Genomic DNA, 23,819 nt, shown 5'->3' on the forward strand with positions numbered 1-23,819 from the left:
ACGGTGGAGCGGCCCTGAATGCCATAACGCACCTGAGCCTGTTTGTAGGTGAGCTCGCCTTTTTCAATCTGCTCGACCAGCGCCAGTTTAAAAGTCAGCGAGTAATCGCGCAGTGTCCGTTTCACACCTTGTCCCATCGGGTTCTCCATTTATTGGGGGGAAAGGTGTAAACCATATTCAGGACGGGACAGCAGATATAAAAAAGCCGACGCTCGTGTTTACTTAATCGAGCGTCGGCTTTTTGTTGGCGGGGTTTATCAGGCGGTCACAGCATCAGCCTTGGTCGCTTCCGGCGCCGGGTTGCGGATGAGGTAATCAAACGCACCCAGTGCGGCGGTGGCGCCAGCACCCATGGAGATGATGATCTGCTTGAACGGTACCGTGGTGGCATCCCCTGCGGCGTAGACGCCGGGCAGGGAGGTCGCCCCTTTGGTATCGATCTCGATCTCGCCAAAGCGGGTCAGGGCAATCTCGCTCCCTTTCAGGAACTCGGTGTTCGGTACCAGGCCGATCTGGACGAAGATCCCCGCCACCGCCAGGTGTTTGATCTCACCGGTGGTGCGATCTTCGTAGTCCATACCGACCACCTTGCTGCCATCACCGATCACTTCGGTGGTGCGCGCGCTCATGATGATGTCGATATTGCCCATGGAGCGAGCCTTCTTCTGCAGCACTTCATCGGCACGCAGGGTATCGGCAAATTCCACCACGGTGACGTGTTCGACGATGCCAGCCAAGTCGATCGCAGCCTCGATGCCGGAGTTACCGCCACCGATCACCGCCACTCGCTTGCCCTTGAAGAAGGGGCCATCGCAGTGCGGGCAGTAGGCCACGCCCTTGGTGCGGTACTCGAGCTCGCCCGGCACGTTCAGGTCACGCCAGCGGGCACCGGTAGCCAGGATCACGGCGCGGCTCTTCAAGGTGGCGCCAGAGGCGAGATCCACGTTCACATATCCATCTTTGCTGATGGCGGCGGCGCGCTGTTCGGTTATCACTTCCACGCCGTACTGTTTGACGTGCTGCTCCAGGCTGGCGGCCAGCTTGGGGCCTTCGGTGTAGGGCACTGAGATAAAGTTCTCGATGCCGATGGTGTCCATCACCTGACCACCGAAACGTTCGGCAACGATGGCGGTGCGAATGCCTTTACGGGCGGCATAGATGGCCGCTGCGGCGCCAGCCGGGCCACCGCCTACCACCAGCACATCGTAGGGAGCTTTCTCATTCAGCTCGGCGGCCTTGCGCTCGGCGGCACCGGTGTCGAGTTTGGCGACGATCTCTTCCAGCGAGATACGGCCCTGGCTGAACGGTTGGCCGTTCAGGTAGACATTCGGTACCGCCATGATTTGACGCTCGGCAACTTCCTCCTGGAACAGGGCGCCGTCAATCATGGTGTGAGTGATGCCGGGGTTCAGGGTCGCCATCAGGTTCAGCGCCTGCACCACGTCCGGGCAGTTGTGGCAGGAGAGGGAGATATAGGTCTCGAAGTGGAACTCACCCTTGAGATTGCGGATCTGCTCCTGCACGGCCGCATCGGCCTTGGAGGGGTGGCCGCCGCTTTGCAGCAGGGCGAGCACCAGAGAGGTAAATTCATGACCCATGGGGATGCCGGCAAAGTGAACGCGCGGGGCTTGGCCCTGCGGCGCGACACTCATGGAAGGCTTGCGAGCGGCAGTGCCAGAGGTCTGGGTGATCTTGGGGGACATCTCGGCGATCTCGCTGGCCAGTGCCAGCAGCTCTGCAGATTTGTCGCTGTCGTTGCCGGACACGCTGATCTCGATGGGATTGACGATGTACTGCAGATAGGTGTTCAGCTGTTGTTTGAGGTTGGTATCCAACATCTTCGAATTCCTTCTTGTGATTGCGGGTCGGCGTGAGATGTAAGCCGTAAAGCAGACCGGCGCCTTTGCTTGGGGCCGGAAACAAAACCGGCCCTTATGCGGGCCGGTCTTGGAAGCGGGAGGCTTAGATCTTGCCTACCAGGTCCAGGGACGGGGCCAGAGTGGCTTCGCCTTCTTTCCATTTAGCCGGGCACACTTCACCCGGGTGGGAGGCAACGTACTGGGCAGCTTTGACTTTGCGCAGCAGTTCCAGTGCGTCACGGCCGATGCCGCCAGCGTTGATCTCGACGATCTGGATGATGCCCTGCGGGTCAATTACGAAGGTACCGCGGTCAGCCAGACCAGCTTCTTCGATCATCACGCCGAAGTTGCGGGTGATGGTACCAGTCGGGTCACCAATCATCGGGTACTGGATCTTCTGAATGGTGTCAGAAGTGTCGTGCCATGCTTTGTGAGTGAAGTGGGTATCGGTAGAGACAGAGTAGATCTCGACGCCCAGTTTCTGGAATTCTGCGTAGTTGTCAGCCAGGTCGCCCAGCTCGGTCGGGCAAACGAAGGTGAAGTCAGCCGGGTAGAAGAAGACCACGGACCACTTGCCTTTCAGGTCAGCGTCAGACACCTGAACGAATTTGCCATTGTGGTAGGCGGTAGCATTGAACGGCTTGATTTCAGTGTTGATGTAGGTAGACATGTAATTGCTCCTTGGTGATGTACATATGCCGGTCTGGTGTTGAAGAGTCTTGCCAGACGAGGCGCTTAACTTTCGATGGATTCATCATAGGGGCTTCCGCTAATCGATAAAAGCCGCAATTTTGAATCACTTGAATCTACTTATTAGATAGCTCACTATGGCTGTACCTAACATGAATATCTCTGGCCTACTGAGATAACTCCTTGTCGTGGTTCAATATCTGTGCGCTACATCGCCTTTTCAAGGCATAAGAAGGGGTGTGCAGAGCCACGATGACGCGATGAGATAAACGGTGGTGCAAAGATATGGAGCAAACAGATGGTGCAGGAGGTTGAGGCAGCTGTTCGCAGCGATGGGGGATGTGCTGGTAAGGGGGAAGCCGAAAAGCGCAGATAAAAAAATCCCGGCGCTATCGCAACGACAGGGCCGGGTCATCAAACAAGGAATGGCTATATAAACAAATGCTTTACAGCAAAGACTAACTACGGGGTGTGCAAACTTGCAGACATATGAGAGGAAGATAATGGGTGCACAATCCCTCGTCTCCCCCTCGGCAACTATTGCATGAGAGGGATGATAGTGTGACGCAGATCACAAGGCAAGCATTTGGTGTAATTTTTCAATCAAAATGAAAGTGTTTCATCATTTAAGCTTATTTAGACGGCTGAAAACGCTTTTATTGTAATTTAATTACATACTGATCTGTCAAAAGTCGGTAGGTGGTTCCTGCTCTTCCATCAATTCCAGCAGGTTGATGGCCACGGCAATGAAGTCCGACTCGGTGACAATGCCGATCAGCTTGCGTCCTTTGAGTACCGGCAGGCAGCCATATCTGTGGCGCTGCAGGTAGAGTGCCGCCTCCTTGATACCGGCGTGAGGATCTACGCTCGCCACTTGCCGTGTCATGATCTCGTCGAGTTGCACGCTGTCGGTAAATTCTGCTTCCCGCTCCGGGCTGATGAGCAGTAGCTTGGATTCCCGGGTGGCCAGGATATCGGTGAGGGTCACCAGCCCCAGCAGGTGGTGCTGCTCGTCGACGATGGGAATGTGGCGGATCCGCTCCTGCTGCATCAGGTCCATCGCCTGTTTGACACTGTTTGACGGACCCAGAGTGAAGGGGTGTTCGGTCATGATTTCGGATAGGGTCATCATGGTGGGCCTCCTTGTGTATCTGCTTTCACCCTAGCCCAGCGCCCATTGGCAAAACATGATCAGGGTCAATACAGAACATTAAAGAATCATTAACCGGAGGTGTGTCTCAATATTGCTCGCTACCCCTTGTCTCTCTTGGGTTTTTGGTCTTTTGGGTTGCCTTGGAAGATGGGGATAACTAGACTAGCCGCCGATTCCCCCCGAGGTGAAAGATGCAAGTATCCGATTTTCATTTTGATCTGCCAGACGAGCTGATTGCCCGCTATCCGATGGCAGAGCGTACCGCCAGCCGCCTGTTGCAGCTCGATGGTCAAACTGGCGCCCTGCGCCACGGTCAATTTGTGGATGTGCTGGATCAGCTCAATCCGGGTGACCTGCTGGTATTCAATAACACCCGTGTCATTCCGGCGCGCATGTTTGGCCAGAAGGCCAGCGGCGGCAAGCTGGAGGTACTGGTCGAGCGCATTCTGGACGAGCACAGCGTGCTGGCCCATGTCCGGGCCTCCAAGGCGCCCAAGCCCGGCACCCGGATGATCATGGATGGTGGTGTGGAGGCAGAGATGCGCGCCCGCCACGACGCTCTGTTCGAGATCCACTTCCTCGACCCGCGTCCGGTGCTGGAAATTTTGGAGGCCATCGGCCACATGCCGCTGCCCCCCTATATCGACCGTCCCGACGAGGATGCCGACAAGGAGCGCTACCAGACCGTTTACAATCAAAAGCCGGGCGCCGTTGCCGCGCCGACCGCCGGTCTGCACTTTGATGAGCCGCTGCTTGAGAAAATTCGGGCCAAAGGGGTTGAAACGGCCTTCGTCACCCTGCATGTAGGGGCGGGGACTTTCCAGCCGGTGCGGGTTGAGAAGATTGAAGATCACCATATGCACTCCGAGTATGCGGAAGTGCCGCAAGAGGTGGTGGATGCCATCGCGGCCACCCGTGCCCGTGGTGGTCGGGTGATCGCGGTGGGGACCACGTCGGTGCGTTCGCTGGAGAGCGCGGCCAAGGTCACCCTGGCGCAGGGCAAACCGCTAGCGCCCTTCTTTAGTGACACCGATATCTTCATCTTCCCTGGCTATCAGTTCCAGATTGTCGATGCCATGGTCACCAACTTCCATCTGCCGGAGTCGACTCTGATCATGCTGGTCAGCGCCTTTGCCGGTTATGACAACGTGATGGCGGCCTATCAGGCAGCCGTGGCCGGGCAGTACCGTTTCTTCAGCTACGGGGACGCCATGTTCGTCACCCGTCGCCAGGTTGAAGCATAAGCTTCAGCTTATTTACCGGGCCGTGAGCGGCCCTCCTATTGTCAGACTGTTTATCTGACGCAGCCGAGGTAGCAATGAAATTTGAACTGAAAACCACCGACGGCCGTGCCCGTCGCGGTCAACTGGTCTTCGAACGTGGTGTGGTACAAACGCCGGCCTTTATGCCGGTCGGGACGTACGGTACCGTCAAGGGGATGACCCCTGAAGAAGTGCGTGAAACCGGTGCCCAGATCCTGCTGGGTAACACCTTCCACCTCTGGCTGCGCCCGGGTCAGGAAGTGATGCGTGCCCACGGCGATCTGCACGATTTCATGAACTGGCAGGGCCCGATCCTGACCGACTCCGGTGGTTTCCAGGTGTTCAGCCTGGGCCATATTCGCAAGATCACCGAAGCGGGCGTCCACTTCCGTCACCCCATCAATGGCGAGAAGATCTTCCTCGACCCCGAGAAGTCCATGGAGATCCAGTACGATCTGGGCTCCGACATCGTGATGATCTTCGACGAGTGCACCCCGTACCCGGCCACTTATGAAGAAGCGCGCAAGTCCATGGAGATGTCCCTGCGCTGGGGCAAGCGCTCCCGCGACAAGTTTGATGCGTTGGGCAACAAGAACGCCCTGTTCGGCATCATTCAGGGCTCGGTCTACGAAGATCTGCGGGATGTCTCCCTCAAGGGGCTGCTGGAGATCGGTTTCGACGGTTATGCGGTCGGCGGTCTGGCCGTGGGTGAACCCAAAGAGGACATGCACCGCATCCTCGAGCACGTCTGCCCGAAAATTCCGGCTGACAAGCCGCGCTACCTGATGGGTGTCGGCAAGCCGGAAGATCTGGTGGAAGGGGTGCGCCGTGGTATCGACATGTTCGACTGCGTCATGCCGACTCGCAACGCCCGCAACGGCCACCTGTTCACCACCGATGGCGTGGTGAAGATCCGCAACGCCCAGCACCGCAACGACACCAGCACCCTGGATGCCGAGTGTGATTGCTACACCTGCAAGAACTACAGCCGCAGCTACCTGCACCATCTGGACAAGTGCAACGAGATCCTCGGTGCCCGTCTGAATACGATTCATAACCTGCGTTACTACCAGCGTGTGATGCAGGGTTTGCGGGACGCGATCGAGCAGGGTAAATTAGACGACTTTGTAACAGAGTTTTACCGTCGGCAAGGGAAGCCTGTGCCTCCGTTAGCTGAAAATGACGTTAAATAACAACAACATATAACTTTGTTTTTTTAAATCTACATCAATAAGAGGTTGTTAAATGAGCATTATCTCCAAGGCGTATGCAGAAGGCGCAGCACCGGGTGCACAGGGTGGTGGTATGGAAATGATCATCATGCTGGCCGTATTCGGCCTGATCTTCTACTTCATGATCTATCGTCCCCAGGCCAAGCGTGCCAAGGATCATCGCAATCTGATGAGCTCCTTGTCCAAGGGTGATGAAGTGCTCACTTCCGGTGGCCTGGTTGGCAAAATTGCCAAAGTGGCTGCAGACAGCGATTACCTGGTGATCGCCCTGAACGACCAGACACAAGTCACCATCAAAAAGGACTTCGTCTCTGCCGTTCTGCCCAAGGGTTCTATCCAGTCCCTTTAATCTCCCAAGGAGCACAGCGTGTTGAATCGCTATCCGCTGTGGAAATACCTGATGGTGATCCTGGTGATCGCCATCGGTTTTCTATATGCAGCCCCCAATCTTTACGGCGAAGATCCGGCTTTGCAGGTTTCTGCCAGCCGTGGTGCCGAAGTCAAGCTAGATACTCTTGATCTGGTGAAAGAGACCCTTGAAGCGGCCAAGATCCCGGTCAAACATGCTGCATTCGAGCACGGTTTTATCCTGATCCGTTTCAAGAACACCGAAGACCAGCTGAAGGCGCGCGATATCGTTGCCAACAAGCTGGGCGACAACTTCATTACCGCACTCAACCTGGCACCTTCCACTCCCGCCTGGCTCGAAGCCATCGGTGCGGCGCCTCTGAAGCTGGGTCTTGATCTGCGCGGTGGTGTGCACTTCCTGATGGAAGTGGACATGGCCGAAGCACTGACCAAGCAGCAAGAGCAGATGGTGCAGGATTTCCGCTCCGAGCTGCGCACCCAGAAGATCCGTTACTCCGGCGTACGCCGGGTCGGTGATCAGGTGCAGGTGATCTTCCGTGACGAAGCCGATCAGGAACGCGCCGTTTCTCATCTGCGTCGTCAGAACCCTGATTTGACCTTCACTACCGAGCAGAAAGGGGATGAGTTCATCCTGCTGGCTGGTCTGAGCGAAGCCAAGATCAAGGAAGTGAAGAAGTACGCCCTCGAGCAGAACATCACCATCATCCGTAACCGGGTCAACGAACTGGGTGTGGCCGAGCCGCTGGTACAACAGCAAGGCGCCGAGCGCATTGTCGTTGAACTGCCCGGTATTCAGGATACCGCCCGCGCCAAGGAGATCCTGGGGGCAACCGCGACCCTGGAGTTCCACATGGTCGATGAGACTGCCGACATCCAGGCTGCGGCCGACGGCCGTGTCCCGCCCAGCTCCAAGGTCTATAACGATCGCAACGGTCGTCCCGTGGTGCTGCAAAAGCGGGTGATCCTGACCGGTGACCACATCGTGGGTGCCCAGTCCGGTTTCGACGAGTACAGCCGTCCCCAGGTCAACATCAAGCTGGATGGCCAGGGTGGCAACAAGATGGCCAACTTTACCAAGGACAACGTCGGTAAAGGGATGGCGACCGTCTTCATCGAGTACAAGCCGGTCGGTCAACCTGGTCCGGATGGCAAGCGCAAGTTCCGCAAGCAGGAGGAGGTGATCAACGTCGCCACCATCCAGTCGCGTCTTGGCAGCCAGTTCCGTATCACAGGTATCGACAACGCCAACGAAGCCCACAACCTGGCGCTGCTGCTGCGTGCCGGTGCCCTGATCGCCCCGATCCAGATCGTGGAAGAGCGCACCATTGGCCCGAGCCTGGGTCAACAGAACATCGACAGCGGTATGGAAGCCATCGGCTGGGCCATGCTGGTGATCGTGCTGTTCATGGGGATCTACTACCGCGCGTTTGGCTGGGTTGCCAACCTGGCGCTCTGTATGAACCTGGTGTTGATTGTCGGCATCATGTCGATGATCCCGGGGGCCACCATGACACTGCCGGGTATCGCCGGTATCGTCCTGACGCTGGGTATGGCGGTGGATGCCAACGTACTGATCTACGAGCGTATTCGTGAAGAGATCCGCAACGGTCGGGGTGTTCAGCAAGCCATCCATCTGGGCTTTGATCGGGCATTCTCCACCATCGCCGACTCCAACGTGACCTCGCTGATCACCTGCGTGATCCTGTTCGGTATCGGCACCGGCGCCATCAAGGGCTTTGCCCTGACGCTGGGCATTGGTCTGACCGCCTCCATGTTTACTGCCATCACAGTTTCCCGTGCCATTATCAACCTGGCTTGGGGTGGACGGCGTATCGACAAGCTGCCCATCTGAGGATAGAGAGATGTTTCAGATTCTACATTTTGAAAAACCGATCCCGTTTATGCGCTATGCCAAGCCGGGTGTGGTTTTCTCTTCCGTGCTGATGGTGGTAGCCCTGTTCTTCCTGTTTGATCGGGGTCTGAACTGGGGTCTGGACTTTACCGGTGGTACCACCATCGAGGTGGGGTTCCAGCAGTCGGTGAGCCTGGACAAGATCCATGACGCTCTGGAAGAGCAGAAGATTGAAGGGGCAACCCTGCAACACTTTGGCTCCAGCCGTGACGTGCTGTTCCGCCTGACCCCGAAAGAGGGGGTCAAGGTAGAACAACAGGGTAACGAAGTGCTGGCGGCGGCCAAGCAGCTCGACGAGGGCGCAGTGCTCAAACGCGTCGAGTTCGTCGGCCCTTCCGTGGGTGATGAACTGGCGACAGACGGTGCGCTGGCCATGCTGGCCTCCATCCTCTGTATCCTGGCCTACGTGGCAGTGCGTTTCGAATGGCGTCTGGCGCTGGGGGGGATTCTCTCTCTGGTGCACGACGTGGTGATCACGCTGGGGGTCTTTGCCTACTTCCAGTACGAGTTCGACCTGACCGTACTGGCGGCGCTGATGACCCTGGTGGGTTACTCCCTGAACGATACTATCGTGGTGTTCGACCGCTTGCGGGAGAACTTCCGCAAGGTGCGTAAAGGGGATACCGAATACATCCTGGATCTCTCCATGACCGAGACCCTGAGTCGTACCATTATCACCTCCGGCCTTACCTTTATAGTGGTGCTGGCGCTGCTGCTCAAGGGCGGTGCGCTGATCCACGGTTTTGCCGTGGCCATGGTGATCGGTGTGGCGTTCGGTACCTACTCCTCCATCTATGTGGCGAGTGCGTTTGCCATGTTCCTCGGCGTCAAGCGCGAGCACATGCTGCCAACCCAGGTAGAGAAAGAGGGTGCGGACCAACAGGAAATCCTGCCGTAACAGTGAAGAGCGCCTCATGGCGCTCTTTTCTTATCTCTGCGTGTCGTTTGCTGACGCACATGATTTAAACAACAGGAGTTTGTCATGCATCACAATCCCCGTTTTTTGGCGCTGGTTGACGGGATCCGCTCCCGCATCACCGAAACCGATGTTCACCAGATCAAGCGCTGGCAGGATGAAGGGCGCACGTTTCACCTGATCGACGTGCGGGAAGAGAGCGAGTGGGCCAAAGGCCATCTGCCCGGTGCCCGATATCTGGGTCGTGGCGTGATTGAGCGGGATATCGAGACCCAGTTCCCGGATCTCGAGACCGAGCTCTACCTCTATTGTGGTGGTGGTTTTCGCTCCATTCTGGCGGCGGACAACCTGCAACAGATGGGTTATCGCAAGGTGATCAGCGTCGACGGCGGGTTTCGCGGTTGGTGCGATGCCGGATACCCTGTCGAATCCTGATTTATTTGAGGTAGAGGGGCACAGCTACATGACAAAGCGGCAGTTGACCTTTACCATATGCGGGGTCAAGCGTAAGCGTCGGAGTGTTCATTGAACGTCAGGAAAGGGATTGGATACCTCCTCGGTATCCTGTTGTTGCTTCCCATGTGGGGTTGCAGCAGTAGCAGTCAGGTTAACACCCCCAAGGTTCCCAAGCCGCAGCCTGCTTCACTGGTGTTGGCGACCCCCCTGCAGGTCTCCTACCAGAGTGAGCTGGCGCTCGCCCGACTCGGGCAGATGCTCAGTGAAATGGAACTGACCACCGAGCAACGGGCAGAGTTGTTCTATGAGCGTGCCGTGGTGTTTGATCGGGTTGGTCTGCGTTCCCTCGCGCGGCTCGATTTCAACCGTGCCCTGCGGGAGAAACCGGATTTCGCCGAAGCCTACAACTTCATCGGCGTCTATCTGGTACAGCAGCAGAATTACGACGAAGCCTATGATGCGTTCGATTCCGCCCTCGAACTGGCGCCGGACTATGACTATGCCTATCTCAACCGTGGCATCGCCCTCTATTACGGTAACCGTCCCGAGCTGGCCGCGGCCGATATGAAGCGTTTCTACGAGGCGCAGCCGGAAGACCCCTATCGGGTGATCTGGCTCTATCTGGCTGAGCAGAAACTCGACCCGTCGGCCGCCATGAGCCGGATGCGCGAGCGTCTCAACAAGTACGATGACGATGCCTGGAACTGGGATCTGGTTCGCCTCTATACCGGCGAGATCAACGCTTCCCAGCTGATGGGCAACGTGGTGAAAGGGGTGAAGGATAACCGGGAGCTTGCCGAGCGCCTGTGTGAAACCTACTTCTATCTGGGCAAGTTCGAGCTGGGCAAAGGTAACCGCAAGGAAGCCATCAGCTACTTCAAGCTGGCATTATCCAACAACGTCTATGACTTCATCGAGCACCGCTATGCGTTGCTGGAGCTGGAGTTGATGGCGCGCAAGCCCTTGCCGCCAGGTGCCCAGAGCGCTCGTAACAAGGGTGATCAGCCCTCCTGATCTACTGCCAGATAGTGGTAAAAAAGGCCTCGCGATGAGGCCTTTTTGTTGGGCGTATGGCGGGTTTACTCCACCAGGCTCATGCCGGGGATCTGGCGCCAGTAGCCGTTGCAGTCGCTTCCTTGCTGCAAGGGGAGGGGAGCCTGGCCCTGCCGGTTGGCTTTGAAGCGGGCCAGCATCTCCAGCGTCTCCATCCCTTGCGGCGAAAGCCTGACCACATCTACCAGACCTTCCATACCAGCCAGCTCGTTACCCAGGTTGTAGCAGTAACCGGACTGGGTCTGGATCCCGTTGAGATTGAACACCCGTTGCCCCTCGCGGCTGTTGGCCAGTCGTCCGGTGGGGTAGTTGATGCAGGCGAGCTCGCAGTTGTCTTTCGGTTTGTCGAGGGAGCGGGCGGTGAAGCAGCGCGCCGAATAGGCGAGCGGCAGATGGCCGTAGGCAAACACCTCGACCTCAAATTGGTCGCGCAGGGTGCCCAGATCCTGATTGAGCTGGATCAGCCAGTCACGGGACAGTTCAACCGGCATGACCCAGCGTTTCATCCCCTGTTTAAGCAGCATGCGCAGCACATCGGCGTTATAGGCGTTGATGGCGGGGCCACAGACGAAGGGGAGACCTGCCTCCCAGGCGAGTTGCACCGTACCGAGATCGTTGGCTTCGACCATCAGGTCGCCATTGTCGACCAGCCGCTTCACCTCCTTGAGCTCGGAAGGGGCCGAGATGAGGGCGAGGGTCGAGAGCACCACCTGCTTGCCGGAGCTGGCGACCTGACGGGCCAGCGCAATCCAGTCATCGGCTTTGAGTTCGCGCCGCTTGCTGCAAACGGTCTCTCCCAGATAGATGATGTCGGCCTGACTATCGGCGGCGGCATGGTAAAAGGCTTCGGTATCGGCTTTGGGCCAGTAGAAGAGCAGAGGCCCGAGAGAAAATTGCATGGGTGGACTCCTTATTGCCACTGACGATGGTAGGCGCCGAGGGTAGTCTGGCTACCTTCGGAGACGCGGGCGAGCTGGGCATCCCACTCAGCTTTAACCTGATAGGCCTCGGGATTGGCCTGATAGGCATCGATGGCCGCACGCCAGACCCGGGTCACTTGCTCCACATAAGCGGGGCTGCGCTGGCGCCCTTCAATCTTGACCGACTGGATCCCGGTCTTGAAGAGCTCGGGCAGGAGACCCAGGGTATTGAGACTGGTGGGCTCTTCCAGCGCGTGGTAGGTCTGGCCATCCACGTCGAAACGCCCCTTGCACAGGGTCGGATAGCCAGCATTTTCGCCCGGGCCATAGCGGTCGATCAGCACCTCGTTGAGCCGCGACTCGAGACCATTCGGGGTCTCTTCCCAACGGACGAACTTGGCCGGTGAGCAGGCGCCGACGGTGTTGGGACTCTCGCCAGTCATGTAGGAGGAGAGATAGCAGCGCCCCTCGGCCATGATGCAGAGGCTGCCAAAGGCGAATACCTCAAGGCCAACATCGGTTTCGCGGGCCAGTTGCTTGACCTGATGCATGGAGAGCACCCGGGGCAGCACCACCCGTGTAACATTGAATTGCTGCTGATAGAAGCGAATGGCGGCGGTATTGGTGGCGCTGGCCTGCACCGAGACATGGAGTTCCATCTCGGGGTAGTGGCGGCTGGCATATTCCAGCACGGCGAGATCGGCGATGATTAACGCATCGGCGCCGAGGGCCACCCCGCGATCAACCGCCTGTTTCCATCGAGTATCGGCCCCGGGATGGGCAAAGGTATTGATGGCAATATGCAGCTTGCGACCATGTTGATGCACATAATCTACCGCCTTCTCCAGTTTGCTGTCGGTAAAGTTGAGACCGGCAAAGTGGCGGGCATTGGTGTCATCCTTGAAACCGATATAAACGGCATCGGCCCCGTTATCCACGGCGGTTTTCAGTGCCGGCAAACTGCCTGCCGGACAGAGTAATTCCATTGGTACGCTCCGAGAGTGCATATGAAGGGCAAACGAGCCCTGATTGTATGCAGCCATGCACTCCCGCTTTTTGACCTGAGGCAGCTTTGTGTGGCTTTACCCTTCTTGAGGTAACCCTGCACAAGTTTGATTTCCAACAGGATCTTGCCACTCTCCCTGTGTTTGAATGCGCAAAAAAGGGAGTCTATCGTGTTTCAACAACTGCAACGCCGCCTGGTCGAACAGGCTCCGCGCTTCTTGCGCCATCCCCTCAAGCTGGTTCCGTTCAATCTGCAAAAGCAGCTGATGGAGAGTTTGCTGGCCCGGGTTTTCAAAGAGGCTATCGAAGATGGTGATTTCGAGTTTCTGGCAGACAAGTGGCTGAAAGTCGAAGTCTCTGATCTGGAGTTGTGCTGGTTTATCAGTGAGCAGAATGGCCAGCTGGTGGTGGCTCGCGAGTGTGACAAGGCCGATGTCTGCTTCAGCGGTACGGCCAACGACCTGATCCTCATCGCTGGTCGCAAAGAGGATCCTGACTCGCTCTTTTTCCAGCGCAAGCTGAAGATAGAAGGGGATACAGAACTGGGCCTTGAGGTGAAAAACCTGATGGACAGTCTGGATCTCGATGGCTTGCCGAGCCTGATGAAGTATCCCCTGATGGATCTGGCGACGTTTATCGAACGCGCCCGCACCGAGTCAGCGCAGGTTCCGGTGCAGACGGCGCCGGGCGGGATCCCGTCTTAAGTGGACAATCACCCCATGGGCATGGCGACGATAATGGTGCCGTGCCCAGAGGCAACGACAGGCCCACAGACAGGGCACCAAGGCGATGAGTGCCGCAGGGGCGGGCAGCTGTGACATGGCCAGCCCCGCAGCCAGCCAGATGAAGGGCTGCGCTTCATACAGCCACTCCGGCTGCAGCCAGCGTTTGCTCGGAAAGATAATCAGGTCGGTACGCCGGTAGCTGGAGCGCATCATCCAGGTCACCGCTCCGGCGATAAACAGCAAGGCGCCTGCAAACCAGAGCAGGGGCTGATCACTCAACGTAATAATGGCAATGGCTGCCAGCAGGTAGAGGCTGGGTAATCTCTCATAGATAAAGGGAGGAAGCATGGCGTTGTGTCTCCTGTGCCGTTTATCGGATATCCATCAAGTTTAGTCCCCCCCTCTCACTTCCCTCATGCTGGTTTGTTATACAAACGGGTGGTTTTGTTCTGAAATGGCTCGGCTTTTACGGTGCCAACATGGTGTTCTCTTATGTTACAATTGCGCGCCATTTTTGACTGAAGATTGACTGGGCATGTTGGATCAGATTCGTATCGTTTTGGTAAACACCTCTCATACCGGCAACATGGGGTCTGCGGCACGCGCCATGAAGACCATGGGGTTGACCCAGCTGGTATTGGTTGATCCGCAAGCCTTGCCGGATGACAATGCCTTCGCCCTGGCGGCTGGTGCCAGCGATGTGCTTGCCAATGCCCGTATCGTCCCGACTCTGGACGACGCGATCGCCGATTGTGGTCTGGTGATTGGCACCAGCGCCCGCTCTCGAACCCTGAGCTGGCCCATGCTCGATCCCCGTGAGGCCGGCGAAAAGTCGGTGGTTGAGGGGATGCAGCACCCGGTCGCGCTGGTGTTTGGTCGTGAGCGCACCGGTCTCACCAACGACGAATTGCAAAAGTGCCACTACCACGTGGCCATTCCGGCCAATCCTGATTACAGCTCTCTCAATCTGGCCATGGCGGTGCAGACCCTCTGTTACGAAGTGCGGATGCGCTGGCTGCAGGGGCAGGCCGCCGAGCCTGAAGATGAGATGGCCTATCCGAGTGCCGCCCAGCTGGAAGGGTTTTATCAGCACCTGGAACAAACCCTGATGAAGACCGGTTTTATTGCCGATGACCATCCGGGTCACGTGATGAGCAAGCTGCGTCGCTTGTTCAATCGGGCTCGGCCGGAAGCAGCTGAGCTCAACATCCTGCGCGGTATTCTGACCTCGGTGCAGAAAGCGCGCGTACCGGATTAATCCGACTGATTTACTCAACCATATACTTGACTGATTTGGTCGGGTATGTGACCATGTGCCCCATTAAATTGCTTCGCAAGACGGTAAGGCACATGAGACTGACTTCAAAAGGACGTTACGCTGTAACCGCCATGCTCGACGTGGCGCTGCATGCAGAGCAGGGGCCCGTCCCCCTTGCCGATATTTCCGAGCGCCAGGGCATCTCGTTGTCCTATCTCGAGCAGCTCTTTGCCCGCCTGCGCAAACATGGTCTGGTGAGCAGCGTGCGTGGCCCGGGCGGTGGTTATCGCCTCGGGTTGGCCCCAGGCGAGATTTCGGTTGGTCAGGTGATCACTGCGGTCGATGAGTCGGTCGATGCCACCAAGTGCCTCGGCAAGGGCGGTTGCCACGGTGGTACCCAGTGCCTGACTCACTCCCTGTGGCGCGACCTGAGCGAGCGGATCTCCAGCTTCCTCGGGGATATTACCCTGGCCGAGCTGGTACGCCAGGCCGATGTGCGCCGGATTGCCGGCAAGCAAGATGAACAAATGAAGACCGTGTTGTCCCTGGTTGATCGGGCAGAACACGGCGATGTGAGCTTGAAAGTCCAACTATAAACGTGCTTTCCACAGCGGGACTCTGTATGACCCGGACTGTGACGGAGAAAAACATGAAACTGCCTATTTACCTTGATTATTCGGCAACCTGTCCGGTGGACCCGCGTGTCGCAGAAAAAATGATGCAGTGTCTCACCATGGATGGCCTGTTCGGCAATCCGGCTTCCCGTTCTCACCGCTTTGGCTGGCAAGCCGAAGAGGCGGTGGATCTGGCCCGTAATCAAGTGGCAGATCTGATCGGTGCCGATCCCCGCGAGATCGTCTTCACTTCCGGTGCGACCGAATCCAATAACCTGGCCATCAAGGGTGTTGCCCACTTCTATGCCAGCAAGGGCAAACACATCATCACCTCCAAGACCGAACACAAGGCGGTGCTCGATACCTGTCGCCAGCTGGAGCGTGAAGGGTTCGAGGTGACCTATCTTGAGCCGATGCCCAACGGCCTGTTCACTATCGAGATGATCGAGAATGCCATGCGTGATGACACCATCCTGGTCAGCATCATGCATGTGAACAACGAAATCGGCGTGGTTCAGAACATTGCCGCCATCGGCGAGTTGTGCCGCTCCCGCAAGATCCTGCTGCACGTGGATGCCGTTCAGAGTGTGGGCAAGATCCCGGTAGATGTGGAAGCACTGAAAGTGGACCTGCTCTCCGTCTCAGCACACAAGGTGTATGGTCCGAAAGGGATCGGTGCACTGTTTGTTCGCCGCAAACCCCGCGTTCGTCTGGAAGCCCAGATGCACGGTGGCGGCCACGAGCGCGGCATGCGTTCCGGTACTCTGCCGACCCACCAGATCGTCGGGATGGGCGAAGCTTTCCGCATCGCCAAAGAAGAGATGGTGAGTGAAGGCGAGCGCATCTTTGCTCTGCGCCAGCGTCTGTGGAATGGCATCAAGGATATTGAAGCCGTCTACATCAATGGCGATCTGGATCAGCGTGTTCCGGGCAACCTCAACGTCAGCTTTGCCTATGTGGAAGGGGAATCCCTCATCATGGCGCTGAAAGATTTGGCGGTCTCTTCCGGTTCGGCCTGTACCTCCGCCAGCCTGGAGCCCTCCTATGTGCTGCGCGCACTGGGTCTGAACGATGAGTTGGCACACAGCTCCATCCGTTTCAGCATGGGTCGCTTCACCACCGAGGAAGAGATTGACTACGCGGTCAAGCTTATTCGTGACTCCATCGGTCGTCTGCGCGAGATGTCCCCCCTGTGGGAGATGTACAAAGACGGCGTCGATCTGAACACGGTCGAATGGGCTCATCACTGATCCACCGGGTCAGTGAGCAACAGAATTAGCAGGAGTGAGATATGGCTTACAGTGAAAAAGTAATCGACCACTACGAGAATCCTCGCAACGTCGGTGGTTTTGACAAGAATGATCCCAGCGTTGCAACCGGCATGGTCGGTGCGCCCGCTTGTGGCGACGTGATGAAGCTGCAATTGAAGATCAGCGACGAAGGCATCATCGAAGATGCCAAGTTCAAGACCTACGGCTGCGGTTCCGCCATCGCCTCCAGCTCCCTGGTGACCGAATGGGTCAAGGGCAAGACCCTGGACGAAGCGGCTGGCATCAAGAACACAGATATCGCTGAAGAGTTGGCCCTGCCACCGGTGAAGATCCACTGCTCCATTCTGGCTGAGGACGCCATCAAGGCCGCCATCGCCGATTACAAGCAGAAGAAAGGTCTCTAAGCGCCGGAGAGCAGTATGGCTATTACCATGACAGATGCCGCCGCGGCACGGGTTTCCTCTTTTCTGGCTAACCGGGGCAAGGGCATTGGCCTGCGCCTCGGCGTCAAAACCACCGGCTGCTCCGGTCTGGCCTACGTGCTTGAGTTCGTTGATGAACTGACCGATGAGGATCAGGTGTTCGAGCAGCATGGCGTCAAGATTATTGTTGATGCCAAGAGCCTGATCCATCTGGATGGCACCGAGCTGGATTTCGTCAAGGAGGGCCTCAACGAGGGCTTCCAGTTCAACAACCCCAACGCCAAGGGCGAGTGTGGTTGCGGCGAAAGCTTCAGTGTCTGAGATGTTTGACGTCAATGATCCTTCGTCTGTGGTTGAGCGGGTTGTCCATGACCCGTTCAACCACATCTCATTTGCCTGGGGCGAGTGAGGTAGTGGCGAACGTTTCCAAGAGGTTTGCATGAATCATTTCGAGCTGTTTGGGCTGGTTGAAGGCTTCGAGCTCGATACCCGTCAGTTGGCTGATACCTACCGCCAGCTGCAAACCCAATTCCATCCTGATCGTTTTGCCACCGCCCCCGAACGGGAGCAGCTGGCTGCGGTGCAACGTGCCGCCCAGATCAACGAAGCATTCACCACCCTCAAGGCGCCGCTGCGCCGTGCCGAATATCTGCTCTCCCTGCGTGGCACTGATATCCGTGGTGAACAGCAGACTCTGCAAGATACCGCGTTTCTGATGCAGCAGCTGGAGTGGCGCGAGCGTCTGGCCGATCTGAAAGATGACGCCGACCCTGAGCGCGCCATCAAGGATTTTCGCAGCGAGATCAGGCATGATCACCAGATGTTGATGCAGCAGCTGACCGAGTCTCTTGCCGCTGGCAAAGATCTCGTTGCCGCTGATTGCGTTCGCAAACTCAAGTTTGTCGACAAGCTCCTCGAAGAGCTGGAACGATTCGAAGACTCGCTTCTCGAGTCTTGATCCTTTAACGCTGGAAGTTTCATTACCCATGGCATTACTGCAAATCGCCGAACCCGGCCAGAGCGCTGTTCCTCATCAGCACAAACGTGCCGTCGGGATCGATCTCGGCACCACCAACTCTCTCGTCGCTGCGGTTCGCAGTGGTCACGCCGATACCCTTTGCGATGAGCAAGGGCGCGACCTGCTCCCGTCAGTGGTGCACTATCAAAGCGACGCCATTCGAGTCGGGATTGATGCCAAGCGCGAAGCTGCGCTCGATCCTCACAACACCATCGTCTCGGTCAAACGGATGATGGGCAAGGCGCTGGCCGATATCGATACCCGCCAGCAGCCTTACCAGTTTGTTGCCGCCGACAATGGCATGCCGCAACTGCAAACCCGTCAGGGGCTGGTCAATCCGGTGCAGGTATCTGCCGAAATTCTCAAAAAGCTGGCCGAGCGTGGCGCCCAGACACTCGGGGGCGATCTCGATGGCGTGGTCATTACCGTGCCCGCCTATTTCGATGATGCCCAGCGTCAGGGCACCAAGGATGCGGCCCGTCTGGCCGGTCTGCACGTGCTGCGACTGCTCAACGAGCCGACCGCGGCCGCGATTGCCTATGGCCTTGACTCCGGTCAGGAAGGGGTGATCGCGGTTTACGATCTGGGGGGCGGCACCTTCGATATCTCCATCCTGCGTCTGCACCGCGGTGTGTTTGAAGTGATGGCGACCGGCGGCGATTCCGCCCTCGGCGGTGATGATTTTGATCACCTGCTGGCGGACTGGATCAAGGAGCAAGCGGGCCTCTCCGGCGAGCTGGATGCCCATCTGCAGCGCGAGCTGCTGGATGTGGCCGCTGCCGTCAAACACGGCCTGACCGATGCCGAGCAGGTGGCGTGCACCTTTGCTGGCTGGCAGGGTTCAGTGAGCCGTAGCCAGTTTGATGAACTCATCACCCCGCTGGTGAAACGGACCTTGCTGGCTTGTCGCCGCGCCCTGCGCGATGCCGGTCTCGAGCAGGTGGAAGTGCTGGAAGTGGTGATGGTCGGTGGCTCCACCCGGGTGCCGCTGGTGCGTGAACTGGTGGGCGAGTTCTTCCAGCGTACGCCGCTGACCAGCATCGATCCGGACAAGGTGGTCGCCATTGGCGCCGCCATCCAGGCCGATATTCTGGTGGGCAACAAGCCCGATGCCGAGATGCTGCTGCTGGACGTTATCCCGCTATCACTGGGTCTGGAGACCATGGGTGGCCTCGCCGAGAAAGTGATCCCGCGCAACACCACCATTCCGGTTGCCCGCGCCCAAGAGTTTACCACCTTCAAGGATGGTCAGACCGCCATGGCCATTCACGTGGTACAGGGTGAGCGCGAGTTGGTAGCCGATTGCCGCTCCCTGGCCCGCTTTACCCTGACCGGTATTCCGCCGATGGCAGCCGGCGCCGCCCATATTCGCGTCACCTTCCAGGTGGATGCGGATGGTCTGCTCTCGGTCAGCGCCATGGAGAAATCCTCCGGCGTGCAGGCCGAGATCCAGGTCAAGCCCTCTTACGGGCTGGCGGAGCAGGATATCCTCAACATGCTGAGTGCCTCCATCGAGAACGCCCAGCAGGATATGGATGCCCGCATGCTGGCCGAGCAGCAGGTTGAAGCCGACCGGGTGGTCGAGAGTCTCAATGCGGCGCTGGCCGCCGATGGCGATGCCCTGCTCAATGCTGCCGAGCGTGCCGAGATTGATGCCGCCATCGCCCATCTGCTGACCATACGCAACAGCGGCGCAACCCATCAAATCAAAGAAGCCATTGAGGCAGCCGATGCTGTCAGTGGCGAGTTTGCAGCCCGCCGGATGGACGCCTCCATCCGCAAGGTGCTGACCGGACAAAACGTCAACAAGGTGTAATATGCCAAAACTGATCATTCTTCCTCATCCCGTACTCTGTCCGGATGGCGCCGCCCTCGAGGGGCAAAGCGGCGAGACCATTCTGGATGTGGCGCTGCGCAACGGTATCGAAATCGAGCACGCCTGCGAGAAATCCTGTGCCTGCACCACCTGCCACTGCGTGGTGCGCGAGGGCTTTGACTCGCTCGAGCCAAGTGACGAGCTGGAAGACGACATGCTGGACAAGGCGTGGGGGCTGGAGCCGGAATCCCGTCTCAGCTGCCAGGCAAAACTGGCGGACGAGGATCTGGTGGTGGAACTGCCCAAGTACACCCTGAACCTTGCCTCTGAACGCCATTAATTACACATGAGTGAATTGCACGTGCAGCATCCTGTGGTGCTTCAGTGATATGGTGGAAGGCCGTGACCCTCGTGGGCACGGCCTTTTTTGTATTCGTTATTCTCTCTTTGCCAATAAGCTCTTTCCCATAAAGAGTGCTTATACATAGTGCCAGTAAAAAGGAAGCAAACACGATGGCTGACATGATGAAGGTAGCGTTATCCACCCAGGCTGCGGCCGCCTATTGGGGCGAGGGCGCCCAGCTCAGTTTCAATGGCGACGAGGCACTGATCCATCTTGGTGCCGCCGGTCAGGAGAAGGATGTTCTGCGCACCGTTCAGCGCGCCGCCCGTCGCCTCGAATCGAGCGGGATCAAGCGGGTGACGCTGGTCGGTGAAGGCTGGGATCTGGAGCGTCGCTATGCGTTCGCCCAGGGGTTCTACGCCGCCAAGGGAGCGCGTGAACTGGATTTTGGCCAGCAGAGCGACGCGGAAGCCCGTGAACTGGATGCGCTGCTCAAGGCGGCTCGCTGGGTACGTGACATCACCAATGGCTGTCCGGAAGAGATCTACCCCATGAGTCTGGCGGAATCGGCCCTGTTGCTCATTCGTGGTCTGGCCGGGGATCAGGTTACTGCCCGCATCACCGCCGGTGAAGCGCTGCGCGAGTCCGGCCATATCGGGATCTGGTCGGTTGGCCGTGGCAGCGAGCGCGAGCCTGTGCTGCTGGAGCTAGACTACAACCCGACCGGTGATCGCAATGCGCCCGTGGTGGCGGCGCTGGTGGGCAAGGGGATCACTTTTGATTCCGGTGGCTACTCCATGAAGTCCTCTGACAACATGCTGCTGATGAAGTCCGACATGGGCGGCGCGGCCATGGTGACCGGCGCGCTGGCTCTGGCTATCAGCCGCGGCCTGAACCAGCGGGTGAAGCTCATTCTCTGCTGCGCCGAGAACCTGGTCTCCGGCCACGCCTTCAAGCTGGGCGACATCCTCACTTACAAGAATGGGGTTTCGGTCGAGATCCAGAATACCGATGCGGAAGGTCGTCTGGTACTGGCCGATGGCCTGATGGCAGCCTCCGATAGCGGTGCAGCTTATATCCTTGACGCAGCCACCCTGACCGGCGCCGCCAAGATGGCGCTGGGGCGCGATTATAATGCGGTGTTTGCCCTCGATGAGACCGAACAGCAGCGTGCGCTGGCCGCCGCCAAGGTGGAAAACGAGCAGGCGTGGGCGCTGCCGCTGGAGCCCTGGCATGCCAGCCAGCTCACCTCGGCCTTTGCCGATCTGGGCAACGTCGCCTCGGCAGAGGGCACAGCCGGTGCCACCACGGCTGCTGCGTTTCTCTCCCGCTTCGTGCGCGATGAGGGCAAGGGCTGGGTGCACCTGGATCTGGCGGCCTCCTATCAGAAATCGGGCAACGATCTCTGGGCAACCGGCGCCAAGGGCCACGGTCTGCGCACCATCGCACGCTGGCTGCAGGAGGTGACCGCATGAATGTCTGGTTAAGTCGTGAATTTGCACCGGCCGAGTGGGGGGAGGGGGCGCTGCTCTCTCACCGTGCCGACGGCATGGTGATCCATCTGGTGACGGCCAATCCGCTGCTCGATATCCAGCAGGCGGCCCGTCGCCTCTGCCAGCAGGGGATCCAGAAAGTGACCCTGGCTGGTCACTGGGAGCGTGAACAGCAGTGGGCCTTTGCCCAAGGGCTGCAAACCCCCAAGGCGGAGGTGCAACTGCAGTGGGCCATGTCCTCGGAAGAGGACAGAGAGGAGCTGGAAGCGCGTTGGCTCTGCGGCCGCTGGGTGCGCGAGATGACCAATGCCACCCCGGAGCAGTTGGGCCCGCTGGAGCTGGCGGTGGAAGCTGCCTCCTTTATAACCGAGCTGGCGCCGGACAAGGTGAGTCATCGTATTTTGAAAGGCGAAGCGCTGCAACAGGCGGGCTGGGTCGGCCTCTATCAGGTGGGTCGCGGCAGTGCGCGCGAACCGGTATTGCTGGAGCTCGACTTCAACCCGGGGCGTGACCCCAAGGCGCCGGTGGCGGCAGCGCTGGTGGGCAAGGGGATCACCTTTGACTCCGGCGGCTACTCCATGAAGAGCTCCGAGGGGATGCTCACCATGAAGTGCGACATGGGTGGTGCGGCGATTGTCACCGGTGCGCTGGCGCTGGCTATGCTGCGCGGGCTCGACAAGCGGGTGAAGCTGATCCTCTGCTGCGCCGAGAACCTGGTCTCCGGCCACGCCTACAAGCTGGGCGACATCCTCACCTACAAGAACGGCACCACGGTCGAGATTGTGAATACCGATGCCGAGGGGCGGCTGGTGCTGGCCGACGGCCTGCAACTGGCGAGCGAGTCCGGCGCACCGCTGATCATCGATGCCGCGACCCTGACCGGCGCAGCCGTGATGGCGCTGGGTGGGCGCTACAATGCTCTGTTCGGCCTCGACAAAGGGTTGGTAAGCCGCGCAATGACCTATGCCGATTCTGAGCATGAGCCTGCCTGGCCGCTGCCGCTGGAGCCCTGGCACCGCCAGCAGTGCCCCTCCCATTACGCCGACACGGCCAACAGCCGTCCGGTGAAGGGGGGCGGGCCGGGTGGCGCCTCCAACGCGGCGGGTTTCCTCTCCCGTTTCGTTGCCAACGAAGGGATGGGCTGGTTGCATATCGATCTGGCCGCCTGCTTCAGTGACAACGGCGATGCCCTCTGGGCGCCGGGAGCTAATACTCTGGGGATGCGCACCATAGCGCGGGCCTTGCTGGCGGAAGCCAAATAGGCGAGACAAGGCACCTTCGGGTGCCTTTTTCATGCTGTTCGAATTGTGAACAAAAGATGGGGTTTTGGCGGCTTAAGGTAACTATCGTGCGCAAGCGCACATATTTTCCGGCTCTGCTCGGTCAAGATGAGTGTGGATGTTGATTGCAAGGGAGTGATGTTTAATAAAAAGTTGCTCGTTTGTGTGTTTTTCCGGTTTTTGTTTACGTATAATCGCCAGCGAACATGGATTCTAACAATAAAACTCTGTAGTTAAGGAAAGATATCAATGGCCATCGAACGTACCTTCTCTATCGTTAAACCGGATGCTGTCAGCAAGAACCTGATCGGTGCCATCTATAGCCGTTTCGAAAGCGCAGGCTTGAAAGTGGTGGCATCCAAAATGCTGCACATGAGCAGTGAACAGGCTGCCGGTTTCTATGCCGAGCATCAGGGCAAGCCTTTTTATGACAATCTGGTCAGCTTCATGACCTCTGGCCCTGTCATGGTGCAGGTGCTGGAAGGGGAAGACGCCATCCGTCGCAATCGCGAGATCATGGGTGCTACCAACCCGAAAGAGGCGCTGGCTGGTACCTTGCGTGCCTGTTATGCCGAGAGCATCGATCGCAACGCAGTGCATGGCTCCGATGCACCGGCATCCGCTGCCCGCGAAATTGCCTACTTCTTCTCTGACAACGAGATCTGCCCGCGCGGCTGATTTTTGTGGATGATGACCCAAGGGAGCCTCGGCTCCCTTTGTTGTTTTCGCCGTTTACGCAATATCCCTCTATT

25 protein-coding genes and 1 pseudogene are annotated in these 23,819 nt (G+C 58.2%); 19 read left to right on the forward strand and 7 right to left on the reverse strand.

Going from position 1 to position 23,819, the window contains the following annotated elements; genetic code table 11:
- From ACB042_RS12055 to ACB042_RS12070, 4 genes and pseudogenes are all read right to left on the reverse strand, one after another.
- Positions 1-137, reverse strand: a pseudogene (locus ACB042_RS12055) (IS3 family transposase); the annotation flags it as partial.
- A 120-nt stretch (positions 138-257) separates the two neighbouring features.
- A complete protein-coding gene (gene ahpF, locus ACB042_RS12060) occupies positions 258-1,838 on the reverse strand; it encodes an alkyl hydroperoxide reductase subunit F (protein ID WP_088869229.1) in 1,581 nt (526 codons plus the stop codon).
- A 124-nt stretch (positions 1,839-1,962) separates the two neighbouring features.
- Positions 1,963-2,529: an alkyl hydroperoxide reductase subunit C gene (ahpC, locus tag ACB042_RS12065; RefSeq protein ID WP_005337335.1), complete on the reverse strand. Its 567-nt coding sequence runs from the start codon at positions 2,527-2,529 to the stop codon at positions 1,963-1,965.
- Positions 2,530-3,234: 705 nt separating this feature from the next.
- Positions 3,235-3,681 carry a CBS domain-containing protein gene (locus tag ACB042_RS12070; RefSeq protein WP_013723842.1) on the reverse strand — a complete coding sequence of 149 codons (447 nt, stop codon included), beginning with the start codon at positions 3,679-3,681 and terminating at the stop codon, positions 3,235-3,237.
- Between the two features lie 212 nt (positions 3,682-3,893).
- On the opposite strand from ACB042_RS12070, the gene queA reads away from it, so the two are divergent.
- The 7 genes from queA to nlpI all read left to right on the forward strand — a co-directional run bounded on the left by queA (position 3,894) and on the right by nlpI (position 10,863).
- Entirely contained in the window at positions 3,894-4,946 is a 1,053-nt protein-coding gene (gene queA / locus ACB042_RS12075; RefSeq protein WP_005344678.1) for a tRNA preQ1(34) S-adenosylmethionine ribosyltransferase-isomerase QueA, read from the forward strand.
- 74 nt (positions 4,947-5,020) lie between these two features.
- A complete protein-coding gene (gene tgt / locus ACB042_RS12080) occupies positions 5,021-6,157 on the forward strand; it encodes a tRNA guanosine(34) transglycosylase Tgt (RefSeq protein ID WP_005337329.1) in 1,137 nt (378 codons plus the stop codon).
- Between the two features lie 52 nt (positions 6,158-6,209).
- Positions 6,210-6,545, forward strand: a complete 336-nt coding sequence (yajC, locus tag ACB042_RS12085; protein WP_005337327.1) for a preprotein translocase subunit YajC — start codon at positions 6,210-6,212, stop codon at positions 6,543-6,545.
- A gap of 18 nt (positions 6,546-6,563) precedes the next feature.
- Complete coding sequence (secD, locus tag ACB042_RS12090; protein WP_005337324.1) at positions 6,564-8,417, forward strand: protein translocase subunit SecD; 1,854 nt, start codon at positions 6,564-6,566, stop codon at positions 8,415-8,417.
- A 10-nt stretch (positions 8,418-8,427) separates the two neighbouring features.
- The gene (gene secF / locus ACB042_RS12095) at positions 8,428-9,375 is read left to right on the forward strand and encodes a protein translocase subunit SecF (protein ID WP_005337322.1); all 948 of its coding nucleotides are present in this window, start codon (positions 8,428-8,430) and stop codon (positions 9,373-9,375) included.
- Positions 9,376-9,459: 84 nt separating this feature from the next.
- Positions 9,460-9,828: a rhodanese-like domain-containing protein gene (locus tag ACB042_RS12100; protein ID WP_019446086.1), complete on the forward strand. Its 369-nt coding sequence runs from the start codon at positions 9,460-9,462 to the stop codon at positions 9,826-9,828.
- Positions 9,829-9,918: 90 nt separating this feature from the next.
- Positions 9,919-10,863, forward strand: coding sequence for a lipoprotein NlpI (nlpI, locus tag ACB042_RS12105; protein ID WP_005351017.1), 945 nt, complete (start codon positions 9,919-9,921; stop codon positions 10,861-10,863).
- 65 nt (positions 10,864-10,928) lie between these two features.
- Here the strand turns inward: nlpI and ACB042_RS12110 are convergent, their stop codons facing one another.
- Both ACB042_RS12110 and ACB042_RS12115 read right to left on the reverse strand, forming a co-directional pair.
- Positions 10,929-11,801, reverse strand: coding sequence for a U32 family peptidase (locus ACB042_RS12110; protein WP_371178480.1), 873 nt, complete (start codon positions 11,799-11,801; stop codon positions 10,929-10,931).
- Between the two features lie 11 nt (positions 11,802-11,812).
- Positions 11,813-12,808: a peptidase U32 family protein gene (locus ACB042_RS12115; protein WP_040066524.1), complete on the reverse strand. Its 996-nt coding sequence runs from the start codon at positions 12,806-12,808 to the stop codon at positions 11,813-11,815.
- A gap of 189 nt (positions 12,809-12,997) precedes the next feature.
- On the opposite strand from ACB042_RS12115, the gene ACB042_RS12120 reads away from it, so the two are divergent.
- Entirely contained in the window at positions 12,998-13,531 is a 534-nt protein-coding gene (locus ACB042_RS12120) for an SCP2 domain-containing protein (RefSeq protein ID WP_042080117.1), read from the forward strand.
- On the opposite strand, the gene ACB042_RS12125 is transcribed toward ACB042_RS12120, so the two are convergent.
- The gene (locus ACB042_RS12125; RefSeq protein ID WP_075115866.1) at positions 13,484-13,900 is read right to left on the reverse strand and encodes a hypothetical protein; all 417 of its coding nucleotides are present in this window, start codon (positions 13,898-13,900) and stop codon (positions 13,484-13,486) included. The genes ACB042_RS12120 and ACB042_RS12125 overlap by 48 nt on opposite strands.
- 187 nt (positions 13,901-14,087) lie before the next feature.
- Between ACB042_RS12125 and trmJ the strand changes: the two genes are divergently transcribed.
- The 11 genes from trmJ to ndk all read left to right on the forward strand — a co-directional run bounded on the left by trmJ (position 14,088) and on the right by ndk (position 23,745).
- On the forward strand, positions 14,088-14,810 hold the full coding sequence (gene trmJ, locus ACB042_RS12130; RefSeq protein ID WP_005359790.1) for a tRNA (cytosine(32)/uridine(32)-2'-O)-methyltransferase TrmJ: 723 nt from the start codon (positions 14,088-14,090) through the stop codon (positions 14,808-14,810).
- Positions 14,811-14,902: 92 nt separating this feature from the next.
- Complete coding sequence (iscR, locus tag ACB042_RS12135) at positions 14,903-15,406, forward strand: Fe-S cluster assembly transcriptional regulator IscR (RefSeq protein WP_026035025.1); 504 nt, start codon at positions 14,903-14,905, stop codon at positions 15,404-15,406.
- Between the two features lie 53 nt (positions 15,407-15,459).
- Positions 15,460-16,674: an IscS subfamily cysteine desulfurase gene (locus ACB042_RS12140; RefSeq protein ID WP_371178481.1), complete on the forward strand. Its 1,215-nt coding sequence runs from the start codon at positions 15,460-15,462 to the stop codon at positions 16,672-16,674.
- 41 nt (positions 16,675-16,715) lie between these two features.
- The gene (iscU, locus tag ACB042_RS12145; RefSeq protein ID WP_005333813.1) at positions 16,716-17,099 is read left to right on the forward strand and encodes a Fe-S cluster assembly scaffold IscU; all 384 of its coding nucleotides are present in this window, start codon (positions 16,716-16,718) and stop codon (positions 17,097-17,099) included.
- A 15-nt stretch (positions 17,100-17,114) separates the two neighbouring features.
- A complete protein-coding gene (iscA, locus tag ACB042_RS12150; protein ID WP_371178482.1) occupies positions 17,115-17,438 on the forward strand; it encodes an iron-sulfur cluster assembly protein IscA in 324 nt (107 codons plus the stop codon).
- A gap of 118 nt (positions 17,439-17,556) precedes the next feature.
- A complete protein-coding gene (gene hscB, locus ACB042_RS12155) occupies positions 17,557-18,075 on the forward strand; it encodes a co-chaperone HscB (RefSeq protein ID WP_042013204.1) in 519 nt (172 codons plus the stop codon).
- A 28-nt stretch (positions 18,076-18,103) separates the two neighbouring features.
- A complete protein-coding gene (gene hscA / locus ACB042_RS12160) occupies positions 18,104-19,951 on the forward strand; it encodes a Fe-S protein assembly chaperone HscA (protein WP_371178483.1) in 1,848 nt (615 codons plus the stop codon).
- A 1-nt stretch (position 19,952) separates the two neighbouring features.
- Positions 19,953-20,291, forward strand: coding sequence for an ISC system 2Fe-2S type ferredoxin (gene fdx / locus ACB042_RS12165; protein WP_005333808.1), 339 nt, complete (start codon positions 19,953-19,955; stop codon positions 20,289-20,291).
- A 173-nt stretch (positions 20,292-20,464) separates the two neighbouring features.
- On the forward strand, positions 20,465-21,769 hold the full coding sequence (gene pepB / locus ACB042_RS12170) for an aminopeptidase PepB (protein WP_371178484.1): 1,305 nt from the start codon (positions 20,465-20,467) through the stop codon (positions 21,767-21,769).
- The gene (gene pepB / locus ACB042_RS12175; protein WP_335874584.1) at positions 21,766-23,049 is read left to right on the forward strand and encodes an aminopeptidase PepB; all 1,284 of its coding nucleotides are present in this window, start codon (positions 21,766-21,768) and stop codon (positions 23,047-23,049) included. Before pepB (ACB042_RS12170) ends, pepB (ACB042_RS12175) begins: the two co-directional genes overlap by 4 nt.
- Positions 23,050-23,316: 267 nt before the next feature.
- A complete protein-coding gene (gene ndk / locus ACB042_RS12180) occupies positions 23,317-23,745 on the forward strand; it encodes a nucleoside-diphosphate kinase (protein ID WP_005333805.1) in 429 nt (142 codons plus the stop codon).
- The last annotated feature ends 74 nt before the right edge of the window (positions 23,746-23,819 follow it).

Origin of the sequence: Aeromonas sp. S13(2024) (assembly GCF_041402405.1) — a bacterium.
GTDB classification, from domain to species: Bacteria; Pseudomonadota; Gammaproteobacteria; order Enterobacterales; family Aeromonadaceae; genus Aeromonas; species Aeromonas veronii.